Consider the following 12,981-nt stretch of genomic DNA (forward strand, 5'->3'; position numbering starts at 1 on the left):
CATGAACTGCCTCCCGCTCCAACCTAGGGTGAGGAACTAGTCCACGAAATCGGGTCAACTCCACCCCACGTATACGCCCCACGTATACGCCCCACGTATACGCCCCACGTATACGCCCCACGTATACGCCCCACGTATACGCCGTACGTATACGCTTCACGTATACGCTTTTTGCCGGTCCGGTCTCTCCCACAACCGCAAAACCGCCCCCTCATGCGCCGCCGTCCACAGCCAGCCCGCGCCGTCCACGGCGGTGTAGGCGAGCCTGGGCACGAGGGGGTCCTGGAAGGCGAGGATCTCGTCATCGCCGAGTCGGTCGCCGGCGGCGAGCGCACGGGCGGCGCGATCGAGAGCGGGCGCGAGGCGGGCCAGCAGGTGTCCGGCCTCGGGGAGCGCGCGGCCGTGCATGAGTTCGCCGCCGCCGAGCTGGAGCGCGCCGGCCCAGGTGGCGAGCGCATCGCGCGCGAACAACGCGCCGATTGTCCGCGCGACGGCGCAGTGGCGGGCTTCGGGGAACCCGCAATTGGCGATCATCGCCACGGCGAGCGGGGGCGGGTCGAAAAGGCCGCGGCGGTCATCGGCGATCGCTTCCAGCGCGCGCGTCATGAGCCATGGCAAGGCGTCGATGTACACCGGCGTTGCCAGCACGAGCAGATCCACGGAGCGCACCGAGGCGACCAGCGTGGCGAGGCTGCGCGGGTCGTTGGCGTCGCGGTGCACGTGCGCGATCCGGCCGTTCACGCCCTGAAGCGCCAGTCGCTCGAGCAGCTCCATCCCGAGTGCTTCGGACGTGCTTTCGCCACGGGGCTTGGCGCTGCCCACCAGCACCAGCGCTTCGCGGGGCGGCGCTGCGGCGGCGCGCCGGGCCATGGCCGGCAGGAGCGCATCGGGATGTCGCGCCGGTGCCCGGGGGCTGGGCGTGGCGGAGAGCGTGTCAACCAGACGGTCACAGGCGGCGAGCGCCACGCCGTGCGACTGATGCCGGCTGATGACCTCGGTGTGATGCGCCGGGGCGGCGAAATTCACCGCGTTGCGCTCCGCGAGGACGCGCAGGGTCGCGGCGTCGTCGAAGTCGGCGTGCTCGAGCACCGCGAGGACGCCGAAGCGCGGGCGGGTCTCGTACCGGGGGCGATGATGGGTCTCACCATCGAGGCGCCGGAAGAATGGCAGCAGCATGCTCATCGTGCGATCGAGGAGCTTCTTGCTCTCCGAGGAATAGCTGCCGAACCGTGACGGCGTGAGCAGCACCACCGTGTCGGCCTGCGCGAAGTCGCGCGCCAGGTCTCGCCCGACGTCGTGGATCTTGCAGGTGCCGGGCGTGTGCGTCCAACAGGCGAAGCAGCCCTGACACCACGCGATCGACTCGATGCGGAGCAACACGGTCTCCACGGTCGCGCCGCGGACTTCGAAGTCATGACGCAGACGCGCGGCCAGATCGTCGAGGAGCGGGTCGGGGCCGAGGGCCCCGTTGAGCAGCAGCACAGACATCGGCGGGTACGCTGAAGGCCAGGCGCGACGCGAGACATCGCACGCGTCCTCCATGCTGTCATGCGACGCCGTGGTGCGTGACAGCGAATCCCTGACGGCATCGTAGCACGATCGTAACATCGTACAAGGCAAACACTCGCGAGGGCGAGGCGTACTCGCATATGCCGATGCGTTTTCTCGTCATCGCGTTTCTTCCATGTGCGACCCACGGTCGCTGGAGGTCATCATGTTTCGCCGCTTTGCGACCGGATTGGTCGCGCCGCTCGTTGTGTTGACGGTCCTGTGCGCCGCGCCGGCGACGGCCACCGCACAGATCACCCCCACGCAGACGCAGCTCGATCCGCCGACGCTGCCGGTGCTCAAACAGCTCGATGCGTTCCTGGACTGGCATCCGGCCACCGATGACGCGCTCATCGCCAACGTCACCGCCTTCGATTCGCCGCAGTGGCTGACGCGCCATCCGTTGGCGGCCGCGTTCGTGGCGGCGCATCCCGAGGTCAGGGACGCGCTGCATCAGCGCCCGGATTTCGTGATGTGGCGTGAGCAGCAGCGGCAGCAGATGCTGCCGGACGTCCGGCGCGACCTCGCCGCGCTCGAAGCGCTCTGCGAGAAAACCCCGGCGCTCGATCGGAAACTCGCCGAGAACCCGCGGTTCTTCGATGACCCGGCCGCCGAGGTGATGGTGCCTGAACTCAAGACGCTGCGGAAGAAGCGTCCGTACCTGACGGCGGAGACGATCACCGCGCCCTATGCGGCGCTGTCGCACGACGTGTCGCGGTAGCCATGGCACCGAGCCCTCGCGCCGGAGCCTAGCACGATCGTAACGGCTCCGCTGCGAACCTGGCGGCGGGGACGGCGTACTCTGAACACAAGGGCGCGATGGTCGCGCCGCCTGCTCAGATCCTGCCCCCGTCCGCCGAGGGACTCATGCCGCTGCACGTTGATCCGCACACCGACGCCGAACGCGCGGCCTTGCGCGCGTTCCACGCGCTGCTCGACGGCCATCCGGCCATCGACGAGGAACTGATCGCCAATCCGCGGCTGCTTGAGGATCCGCGGTGGTTGGACCGGCAGCCGCGGGTGGTGGCACTCTTCGCGCGCCATCCCGGCTTGCCGGACACGCTCCGCACCGCGCGCCACGTCTTTCGCTGGCGCGAGGTGCAGCGGGCCTTGCGGCCGGCGCCTCCCGAACGGGCCGCCAGACCGGGCGCCGTGGTGCGCGCGCTCTAGGCGCTCGTGCGGCGCGCGCGCACTGGCGGTCAGCGCGACCCGGGCCGAACTTCGGGGATGTCTCTGACGCTTTGTGCCTCCGCTTTGCGCTCCGCCCCGACCTGCCGGCGGACGCCGCACCGGTTCGCCCTCCGGCAGCTGCTGCCGGTGGCGATCCCCCTCGTATTCGTGACGGCCTGCCGGACCCCGTCCACCACGCCGACCCCGCCATCGGGGGCCGCGCTCCCGGCGCCCTACGTGATTGTTGATGGCCAGTCCCAGGTCGTCGCCGCCTTCGCCGATACGTCGCAGTGGTTGCGTGAGCACCTCTGGGTCGAGACCGAGGTCGATTCGGACTACGACGGCAAGAAGGATCGCGTCCACGTGGACGTGACGCGCCCGGGGCCGACCACGACCGGCCTCAAGGTGCCGGTGGTCTACGAAACGAGTCCGTACTTCGCCGGTACGCTCGGCAGCGATCCGGTCTTCTGGCCGGTCGAGCAGGAGTTGGGCGATCCGCCACCACCGCGCACGCTGGGCAAGGGCGTCACGTTCCAGCCGAATCGGCGGATGATCGCCGCGAGCAAGGTGCGCGAGTGGGTCCCGCGCGGCTTCGCGGTCATCCATAGCGAGTCGCCGGGGACGGGGCTCAGCCAGGGGTGCATCACCATCGGCGGCATGAACGAGTCGCTCGCGCCCAAGGCCGTCATCGATTGGCTCAACGGCCGCGCGAAAGGCTACACCACGATCGACGGCACCGTCGAAGTGAAGGCCACGTGGGCGACCGGCAAGGTCGGCATGACGGGCACGAGCTTCAACGGGACGCTGCCCATCGCGGCGGCGACCACCGGGGTGAAGGGGCTCGAGGCCATCATCCCCGTCTCGCCGAACAATTCCTACTATCGCTACTATCGCGCCAACGGCCTCGTGCGGAGCCCTGGCGGCTACCTCGGCGAGGATGTCGACGTCCTCTATGACTTCGTGCAGAGTGGCGATCCGGCCAAGCGCGCTGTGTGCAACGAGCGGGTGCGCGATCAGATCATTCGTGCCGGCATCGATCGCCGCACCGGCGACCTGAGCGACTTCTGGACCAATCGCGACTACATCCTGCAGGCCAAGGGCATCAAGGCCGCGATGCTGACGGCGCACGGCTTCAACGACTGGAACGTGATGCCGAGCCACACGCAGCTGATGGTCGAGGCGGTGAAGGCGAACGGCGTGCCGGTGCAGCAGTACTGGCATCAGGGCGGCCACGGCGGCGACCCGCCAATGGCCATGATGAACCGGTGGTTCACGCGCTATCTGCTCGGCGTGAACAACGGGGTGGAGAAGGATCCAAAGGCGTTCATTGTGCGCGAGGGGCAGAACCGGCAGCAGCCCACGCCCTACGCCGACTTTCCGGTGCCGGGTGCGGCGCCCGTGACGCTCTATCCCGGCAAGGGGGGCAACGCACTGGGCACGCTGAGCACCAAGGCGCCCGGTGGTCAGGGATCGGAGTCGCTCGCCGACGACGCGAGCGTCAGCGGGGGTGCACTCGCGCTGGCGGCGACTTCAGGGAACCGCCTGCTCTTCGCGACGCCGGTCCTGACGCAACCCGTGCACCTCTCCGGCACCACGCGGGTGAGCATCACGCTGGCGTCGAACAAGCCGGCCGCCAACCTCACGGTCTGGATGGTCGAGCTCCCATGGCCGGCGGGGCAGGGGAACAACAACCAGGCCGGCATCATCACGCGCGGCTGGGCCGACCCCGCGAACGCCAAGTCGCTCCGGGTGACGGAACCGCTCGTGGCCGGTAAGCCGGTCACCGTGACCTTCGATCTCGAGCCCGATGATCAGATCGTCCCCGCCGGCAAGCGGATCGGGTTCATGATCTTTTCCAGCGACAAGGATTTCACGCTCCACCCGAAGCCGGGGACGGTGCTCACCGTTGATCTGGACAAGACGACGGTGACGCTGCCGGTGGTGGGAGGGGCGGGAGCGCTCAAGTAAGGGTTCTGAACCGATCAGTTTGGGGTTCGGGGTTGTAGGGTTCGGGGTTAACGGGTTCTCAACCCACAAACCCCGAACCCTAGAACGCCCAACCCCCCACTGATCAGTTAAGAAAGGAAGCCCCGATTGACGCTCGCCTCCCCTCGTGCGTTGATCCAGTGACATGTTCATCTCCGACTTTGCCATCAAGCGGCCGATCATCACCGTCGTCGTGATGCTCGCGCTGGTTGTCTTCGGGTTCGCGGCCCTGTCGCGCCTGCAGACGGACGAGTTTCCCGATGTCGACGCGCCGATCGTGGTGGTGGGGATTGCCTACCCCGGCGCATCGCCCGATCAGGTCGAACGCGAGGTGATCGATCGCCTCGAAGATCGGATCGCCGGCATCAGCGGCATCGATCAGCTGATGTCCACCAGCAGCGACGGCTTCGGGCAGATCACGGTGATGTTCGTCTTCTCCAAGCCCACCGATCAGGCGACGCAGGATGTGCGCGACGCGATCTCGGCGGTGCGGGCGCAGCTGCCGCAGGAGATCGTCGAACCGATCGTCCAGCGCTTCGATCCCGCTTCGCAGCCGATCCTGTCACTGGCGCTGACGTCCAAGACCCGCTCGCCGGCGCAGCTGACGGAGTTGGCGGACCGGGTCATCGGCAGTGAGATCCGCAGCGTGCCCGGCGTGGCGCAAGTCAACATCGCCGGTGCGGACAGCGCCACGCTCAACATCATTCTCGATCCGGCCCGCCTGGCCGCGAGCGGTGTGGGCGTGGATCAGGTCGTCAATGCGGTGCGCGCGCAGAATCTCGCAGCACCGGTCGGGCGCATTACCGGCGCCGAGCGCGAGCGGGCGATCCGTCTGGCCGGTCGCATCGAGCAGCCGGAGGAGTTCGCGCAGTTGAGCGTTGCTGCGCGGAACGGCACGGTGGTGCCGCTTGGGCAGGTCGCCACGGTTGAGCGCGGCACCGCCGAGCGTCGTTCCGCGGCGCTGTACAACGGCGCCGAGGCGATCGGTCTCGATATCGTGAAGTCGAAGGGCTACAGCACCACGCAGGTGGCGTTCGGGATCACCGATCTCCTGCCGCGGCTCACCAAGCTGCTGCCCCCCGGCGTGGAGCTGCAGGTGGTGCGCAACGCTGGGGAGCGCGTGAAGCGCAGCGTGGACGATGTGCAGACCACGCTGGTCGAGGGGGCGCTGCTCACGGTGCTGGTCGTGTTCCTCTTCCTCAACTCGTGGCGGTCTACGGTGATCACCGGGCTCGCGCTGCCGGTGAGCGCGCTGGCGGCGTTCGTGCCGCTCTGGATGGCCGGGTTCACGCTCAACACGATGTCGCTGCTGGGGCTGTCGCTGGCGATCGGCATCCTGATCGATGACGCCATCGTGGTGCGCGAGAACATCGTGCGCCATGTGGAGATGGGGAAGGATCACTACACCGCGTCGCGCGAGGGCACCGATGAGATCGGGCTGGCCGTGGCGGCCACGACCTTCTCCATCGTCGCCGTCTTCGTGCCCGTCGGCTTCATGAGTGGATTCGCCGGGCAGTGGTTCAAGCCATTTGCGCTGACCATTGCCTTTGCCGTGCTGGTGTCGTTGTTCGTGAGCTTTTCGCTCGATCCGATGCTCTCGGCGTACTGGCCCGATCCGCACGTGCCCCCCGAGAAGCGGGTGTGGATCACGCGGCTGCTCGATCGCTTCAATGTGTGGTTCGATCGGCAGGCGCAGCGGTATCGTGGTGGCGTGGCCTGGGCGCTGGATCATCGGTACACCATGATCGCGGTGGCCGTCGGCTCACTCGTGCTGGCCGTCGCGCTGCAGGTGCGCTTTGGAGGCGTGGGCTTCACCCCCGATTCCGATCGCAGCGAACTCTCCATCACCGTCGAGCCGCCGGCCGGATCGAGTTTGGAGTTCACGCGCACGCAGGCCGAGCAGATCGCCGCCATGGTACGCACCAACCATCCGGAAGTGCGCTACACGTATGTGACCGTGGGCGCGGCCGGTGGCACCGGGGCGGTGGATGCGGCGCAGATCTATGTGCGGCTCGCGCCCAAGAAGGCCCGCCATATCTCCCAAAAGGCGCTCGGCGAGCGGATCCGGCGCGAATTGCGGCAGATCGGTACGGTCACCGCGTATCTGCTCGAGGCCAGCGGGCCGATGGGTGGGCAGAAGCCGTTGCAGCTGCTGCTGCAGGGGAACGATCCGCTGGTCCTGTCGGCGTATGCGGATTCGGTGGCGTCGTACATGAAGCAGACGCCGGGCGCCGTGGAAGTCGGGCTGTCGAGCCGCGGCACCAAGCCGGAGTTGCGCGTGGCGCTCAACCGCGGGCTCGCCGGAACAATGGGGGTGAGCGTGGGGCAGGTCGCGAACGCGCTCCGGCCGGCGTTTGCCGGCGTCGATGCCGGCAATTGGATCGATCCCGCCGGTGAGACGCGGTATGTGCGTGTGCGACTCCCCGCCGAGTCCCGCGAGAACGCCGCCGACCTGGCGAACCTGCCGCTCGTGCTCCCCGCGCAGGGGACCGGTGCGCCCGTCACGGTCCCGCTGTCGCAGATCGCCACGATCTCGACCGGCGTCGGACCGGCGCAGATTCAGCACTATCAGCGCGAGCGCTCTGTCACCATCGGGGCGAACCTCGAGCAGTCGTTGGGCACCGTCAAGCAGACGCTCAATGCCAAGCTGACCAGCCTGCGATTGCCGGAGGGCTATCGCATCACCGAAGGCGGGCAGCTCAAGAGCCAGACCGAAGTGTTCGGCAGCATCGGCGCGGCGCTCGGCATCGCCGTGCTGCTGATGTACCTCATTCTCGTCGTGCAGTTCGGCAGCTTCCTCGATCCGCTGGCGATTCTGATGTCGCTGCCGCTCTCGCTCATCGGCGTGGTGCTCGCGCTGCTGATCACCGGCGATACGCTCAACATCATGAGTCTGATCGGGGTGATCCTGCTCATGGGCATCGTGGCCAAGAACGCCATTCTTCTCATCGACTTCGCCAAGTGGACGCGCGAGGAGAAGGGGCTGCCGCTGCGCGAGGCCCTGATCGAGGCCGGAGCGATTCGCTTGCGCCCCATTCTCATGACGACGCTCGCGCTGATCGCCGGCATGATTCCGGTGGCGCTGGGGTTGGGCGAGGGCGCCGACTTCCGCGCGCCGCTCGGTCGCGCGGTCATTGGCGGGACGATCACCTCCACGCTGCTCACGCTCTTCGTGATTCCCACCGTGTATGAGATTCTCGATGGGTGGCGCGAGCGCGTGCTGCGACTGGTCGGGATGCGGCGTGACTCGGCCGCCCCGGCGCACGGGGAGCCCATCACCGCGGAGCCCGCGTAAACCAGTGCGCGTCGGGCGCTCGCGTTGGCTGCTGGGCATCCCGCTGCTGGGGATTCCTCTGCTCGTGATCACGGCTGGCGCGCCCGCCCGGCGCGTGTCGGTTGCAGATCCTGTGGTAAGCGTGCGGCTGCTGCAGTCGGTCAGCAGCGATCCGGCGCACGTGGGGCGGGCCGTGCACGCCTCGCTGCTGGCACCGCTCCGCACGGCCGACGGCCATGACTGGCCGGCCGGGGCGGTGTGGCACGGTCGCCTGGTGGCGGTCGATGTGCGGCATGAGCACGGCAGCCGTCATCGGTTGCGCGTCCAGTGGGATTCCCTCTGCGCGGCGCGCTGTGCGGGCGTCACCGCGCAGGTGAGTGGTGTGGATGATGCGCGGGAGTCGGTTGACAGCACTGGTTGGATCGTCGGCCAGCGGGCGATCGCGTTCTGGCGTGATCCCCGAACCTGGGTGCTCACCGCCATGGAGCCGCTCATGCCGGCGGCGGCCACGTTGGCGCTGGTGGCGGCGCGCGGCGTCACCCACCTGCGCGACCGCCGCATTGCCCTGCCCGCGGGCAGTGATCTGTTCGTCCGCATTCGGGCGATCGAGGGCGCGCCGCTGGTGGCCGCGCCGCAGCCGCGTCACAACGCCGATCCGCAACTCAGCGGGCTGCTGCGGGAGCGGCTGCCGCGGCGGGCGCTGACGGCCGGTGCCCGCGCGGCGGGTGACTGGATCAATGTCGTGCTGGTGGGCAGTACCGCGCAGGTGGAAGCGGCGTTCGCGGCGGCGGGGTGGGATATCCCCGAGCGGATGTCCACGCATGCCGATCTGGAAACGTTTCTGCGGAGTGCGGCGGGGCGGGGCTATGTGCATCAGCCGGTGTCGGCTCAAACGCTTGATGGTCGCCCGCCCGATCTGATCTTTCAGCACGTCACCGACACCTTCACGCAACGGCACCACGTGCGCATCTGGCGGGCCGCGACGCAGTTCGAGGGCGATACGCTCTGGCTCGCGGCGGGCACGCACGACATCGGGATGACCGTCTCCAAGGTGCACCGCAACCTCACCCATCGGATCGATCCGCGGATCGATGGCGAGCGGGACGTGATTGTGCGGGATCTGCGGTGGGGCGTCCCCGGGGCCACGCTGAGCTGGGTCATCGATGTGCCCAAGCAGGGGACCATCGAGAGCGATGGTGCCATTGCGGTCGTGCGGCTCCCCCGCTGAGGCGGCCTGGGCGGCCGGCGGGTGCGGCCGGCGGGTGCGGCCCCGCCGGCGAATTAGTATTCAGGCATGGCCTCCCGACCCTTTTCTCGCGTGACTCCCTTTGCGGCGCTGCTGGTGGCTGGCTGCGCCGCTGCCGCCCCGGCGACGTCCGGCACGTCCGCCCCCAGTCCCGTTGCCCGCAGCGTCGTGCGCGCGCGCGATGCGGCCGCCGACGAACGCTGGGCCGACTCGGTGCTCAAGACGCTGTCCGTGCGGCAGAAGGCCGCGCAGCTCATCTGGGTCTGGACACTCGGCGACTTCCCGGCCGTCGAGGGCGCTTCGTTCGCGGGTACCGAGAAGCTTGTCCGCGAGCTCGAACTCGGTGGGGTGATCGTGTCCGTGGGCGGGCCGACGGATATCGCGGTGAAGGTGAATGCCCTCCAGCGCGCCGCGCGTCTGCCCTTGCTGGTCAGTGCCGACCTCGAGACGGGGGCGGCGTTCCGGGCGCGCGGAGGTTGGTTCCTGCCGAATGCCATCGAGCTCGGTGGGGCCACGGCGTTCCCATACCAGATGGCACTCGGCGCGGCACGCGACACGATGCTCGCGTACGAGATGGGGCGCGTCACCGCGCAGGAAGGACGCGCGATGGGCATCCACATGGCGTTCGCGCCCGTGCTGGATGTCAACAACAATCCGAAGAACCCGGTCATCAGCGCACGTTCGGTGGGCGAAGATCCCACGCTGGTGGCCATGATGGGGCGCAATCTCGTGCGCGGCATTCAGCAGAACGGCATGCTCGCCACGGGCAAGCATTTCCCCGGTCACGGTGATACCGAACAGAACTCGCATCTCGAACTGTCGAAGGTGAACGTGTCGCGCGCGCGCCTCGACAGTGTGGAGCTCAAGCCGTTCCAGAGCGCCATCGATATCGGGCTGCGCGGCATGATGACCTTCCATGGCGACCTCCCCGCGCTCGACACGACGCACACCGCGGCGACGCTGAGTGCCAAGGTCATGACCGACCTGCTGCGCCGCGATATGCACTTCAATGGCCTGCTCGTGACCGACGCGCTCGACATGAACGGCGTCCTGGGCAGCATGACGATGCAGGAGGCCACGCTCAAGGCAATTGAGGCGGGCAACGATGTGCTGTTGATGCCATCCGACGCGCGGGTCTCCATTCAAGCCATGGTGGATGCCGTCGCCTCGGGGCGCCTCAAGGAGGCCCGGCTGGACGCATCGGTGAAGAAGCTGCTCATGGCCAAGCATGAATTCGGGCTCGACAAGGACCGCTTTGTGGACGTCGAGGCGTTGCGCACCACGGTCGGTACGGCGGCGAATGTCGCCAGCGCGAACCGCCTCTCGGAGCGGTCGATCACGCTGGTCCGTGACTCGCTGAGTCTCGTGCCGTTCAAGTTCGGGCGAGATGCCAAGGTGGTCAGCATCACCGTGAGCCCGCGCGTGGATCTGGGGGCCGGCCGGGCGTTCGATGCCGAATTGCGCAGCACCTATCGCAACCTGCTCTCGCTGCAGTTGAGTCCTGAGATCGTGGCCGAAGTGACGGCCGGCGCGGCGGCGGGCGGCACGGGGGCGTACCGGGCGAGCCCCGATCCGGCGCTGCTGCCGGCGTCGGTGGAGAACGCGCTTAATCTGGCACGCGGCGCCGACGTCGTGATCGTCTCCAGCTATGTGGGCGCGTCGAGCAGTACCGCCAGCATGGTCCCCACCAAGGGGCTGCCGGAGTTGCTCGACGGGCTGCGCGCGTCGGGTACCAAGGTCGTGTTGGCCAGCTTCAACAATCCCTATCTGCAACTCGGCTTGCCGCTTACCGAAGCGCATCTGATCGCCTGGAGCCCGTGGACACCGTCCCAGCGCGCCGCGGCGCGCGCGCTGCTCGGCAAGGCACCGATCACCGGCAAGCTCCCGATCACCATCCCGGGCGTCGCCAAGTTCGGCGATGGTCTCTCACGTTGATGCCTCCTCTCTCACCTGCACGAACCATGCGTCGCACGCCCCTTCTCGCCGCCGTCATCGCCTTCGCGTTGCCTGCTGCCGCCCTCGTGGCGCAGCGCATCGCCGTGGACCTCACCGGCACCTGGACCTTTGCCGTCGTCACCGAGAACGGCACCGGAACGCCCACGGTCACCTTCAAGCAGAAGGGCGACTCGCTCACCGGCACCTACGAGTCGTCGCGCATGGGGCTGCTCAACTTCAAGGGCATCGTGAAGGGCAACGCGGTCGCGTTCGATGTGAACACGAGCGGTGGTACCACGCTCGCGTTCAAGGGCACCATCGTGGATGCCGACCATCTCAAGGGCGAGGTGGACTTCGCCGGGCAGGGCAGCGCGTCCTTCACCGGCGAACGGAAGAAGTAGCGCCCGCTACGCGACGGCCTGTCGCAGCTCCGTCAGCGCCAGCGCGAGGGCGCTGACGGGCACCTTCTCGATGGGGTGCGGCGCCCCCGGCACGGGCGAGGCGGTCCCCTTCGGCAGCGCCGCCGCGATCGCGGCCGTCTGCTCCCAGGTCACGGTGTCATCGCGCTCCCCCACCAGGAGCTGCACCGGGCAGCGGACCTGCCCCAAGACCGCTGGAGTGAGGGGCGGCGCGTCGCCAAGCGCCCGCAGCAGCGACGCCGTGCGCGACAGCATCCGCTCCCAGCCGCCGGCCCCCGCATGGCGCTGGCGCAGCACCTCGGCAAAGCTCGGGACCTTCGCGGCCATGACCGTGGCATCGAGTCGGGCCGCGGCCGAGGCGGCCACGTCCGGCGTCCACGCGAACATGGTGCCGTAGGTCAGGATCCCGCCGAACGTGCCCGGCGTCGTGGCCTCGGCCAGCAGGGCGGCGTAGCCACCCATCGAGTAGCCGAAGACCAGCGGGCCGGCGCCGTCGGCCTCACGGACAGCGTCGGCACGCGCGGTAAGGCAGGCCGCAAACGCCGCCATGCGGAACTCGGAGTCTGCCGCCGGGGTCTCGCCGTGTCCGGGGAGCTCCAGCACGACCACACCGGTGTCGAGGAGCGTGCGCAGCGCATCGGCCAGTGGGGCGAGCTGCTGGGCGCTCCCCAGGGCACCGTGCACGAGGATCAGCGAGGGGGGCACAAGTGTGACGTGGAGGGAAGACGAACCGTCGCGGGAGAGACCATCGAACATCGGCGCCAACGGAAACGCCAGTGCTGACGGTCGCCGCATTGGATCAATAGATTCCTGCTGCTGTCCCGCAGAATGACTGACTTCTGGTTACCCGGCCACCATCGCTCATGACCCCCGAACTGACCCGGCTTCTGGCGATCCTTGCCGCCGTGATCGTGGTGGTGGTGCTCGTGGTGTACTGGTGGACCCAGCGCGACCCGTCGGCCGAGAAGGCGTCGGATGCCCCGCTCCCGCTGTTCGGCGGGATCCAGCCCGGGGAGCGGTTCACCCCGCCGCAAAGCCGTCCGGCCATCTCGGACGATGCGTCGGACCGGATGCCGCCGGTCGTCCCCTTCCGGGCGCCCCGGACCCCGCCCGGGTCGATGCCGGTGATCAAGACGGTCATTACCCCAACCGACTCGCCGGCCGTCGCGCCCCCGCGCACGGAACCCCCGCGCACGGAACCCCCGCGCACGGAACCCCCGCGCACGGAGCCGCCGGCGGCCGAGCCGGTAGCCGGGTTCGATGCGACCGCCGTCGGACGGGGCCCCAGCAAGGCCACCTACGTCTCGCCGCGGCCGCGCCGCGACCCGCCGCCGTCCCGCGAGGAGCCCCCCAAGGCGCCGCCGGTCATCCGGGAGTTCAACACCGTGCCGGCGGCGCCCGCG

Annotated in this window: 10 protein-coding genes; 8 read left to right on the plus strand and 2 right to left on the minus strand. The window is 68.7% G+C overall.

Annotation, left to right across the window (positions count from 1 at the left end; genetic code table 11):
• Positions 1–156 precede the first annotated feature (156 nt).
• Positions 157–1,488: an NAD(P)H-dependent oxidoreductase gene (locus K2R93_20465; protein MBY0492225.1), complete on the minus strand. Its 1,332-nt coding sequence runs from the start codon at positions 1,486–1,488 to the stop codon at positions 157–159.
• A 226-nt stretch (positions 1,489–1,714) separates the two neighbouring features.
• Here K2R93_20465 and K2R93_20470 point away from each other — a divergent pair, with 226 nt between their 5' ends.
• The 7 genes from K2R93_20470 (at position 1,715) to K2R93_20500 (ending at position 11,560) form a co-directional block, all read left to right on the plus strand.
• Entirely contained in the window at positions 1,715–2,269 is a 555-nt protein-coding gene (locus K2R93_20470) for a hypothetical protein (protein MBY0492226.1), read from the plus strand.
• Between the two features lie 146 nt (positions 2,270–2,415).
• Positions 2,416–2,718, plus strand: coding sequence for a hypothetical protein (locus K2R93_20475; protein ID MBY0492227.1), 303 nt, complete (start codon positions 2,416–2,418; stop codon positions 2,716–2,718).
• 57 nt (positions 2,719–2,775) lie between these two features.
• Positions 2,776–4,686 carry a Xaa-Pro dipeptidyl-peptidase gene (locus tag K2R93_20480; protein MBY0492228.1) on the plus strand — a complete coding sequence of 637 codons (1,911 nt, stop codon included), beginning with the start codon at positions 2,776–2,778 and terminating at the stop codon, positions 4,684–4,686.
• Positions 4,687–4,849: 163 nt separating this feature from the next.
• On the plus strand, positions 4,850–7,999 hold the full coding sequence (locus K2R93_20485) for an efflux RND transporter permease subunit (GenBank protein ID MBY0492229.1): 3,150 nt from the start codon (positions 4,850–4,852) through the stop codon (positions 7,997–7,999).
• Between the two features lie 4 nt (positions 8,000–8,003).
• Positions 8,004–9,206 (plus strand): LssY C-terminal domain-containing protein, encoded by a 1,203-nt coding sequence (locus K2R93_20490; GenBank protein ID MBY0492230.1) that lies wholly within the window; start codon positions 8,004–8,006, stop codon positions 9,204–9,206.
• Positions 9,207–9,296: 90 nt separating this feature from the next.
• Positions 9,297–11,159, plus strand: coding sequence for a glycoside hydrolase family 3 protein (locus tag K2R93_20495; GenBank protein ID MBY0492231.1), 1,863 nt, complete (start codon positions 9,297–9,299; stop codon positions 11,157–11,159).
• Between the two features lie 26 nt (positions 11,160–11,185).
• Positions 11,186–11,560, plus strand: a complete 375-nt coding sequence (locus K2R93_20500; GenBank protein MBY0492232.1) for a hypothetical protein — start codon at positions 11,186–11,188, stop codon at positions 11,558–11,560.
• 6 nt (positions 11,561–11,566) lie between these two features.
• Here the strand turns inward: K2R93_20500 and K2R93_20505 are convergent, their stop codons facing one another.
• Positions 11,567–12,373 carry an alpha/beta fold hydrolase gene (locus K2R93_20505; protein ID MBY0492233.1) on the minus strand — a complete coding sequence of 269 codons (807 nt, stop codon included), beginning with the start codon at positions 12,371–12,373 and terminating at the stop codon, positions 11,567–11,569.
• Positions 12,374–12,441: 68 nt separating this feature from the next.
• On the opposite strand from K2R93_20505, the gene K2R93_20510 reads away from it, so the two are divergent.
• The coding region (locus K2R93_20510) for a hypothetical protein (protein ID MBY0492234.1) at positions 12,442–12,981 on the plus strand (540 nt) is incomplete at its 3' end.

It is taken from the genome of Gemmatimonadaceae bacterium (genome assembly GCA_019752115.1).
Taxonomy (GTDB): domain Bacteria; phylum Gemmatimonadota; class Gemmatimonadetes; order Gemmatimonadales; family Gemmatimonadaceae; genus Gemmatimonas.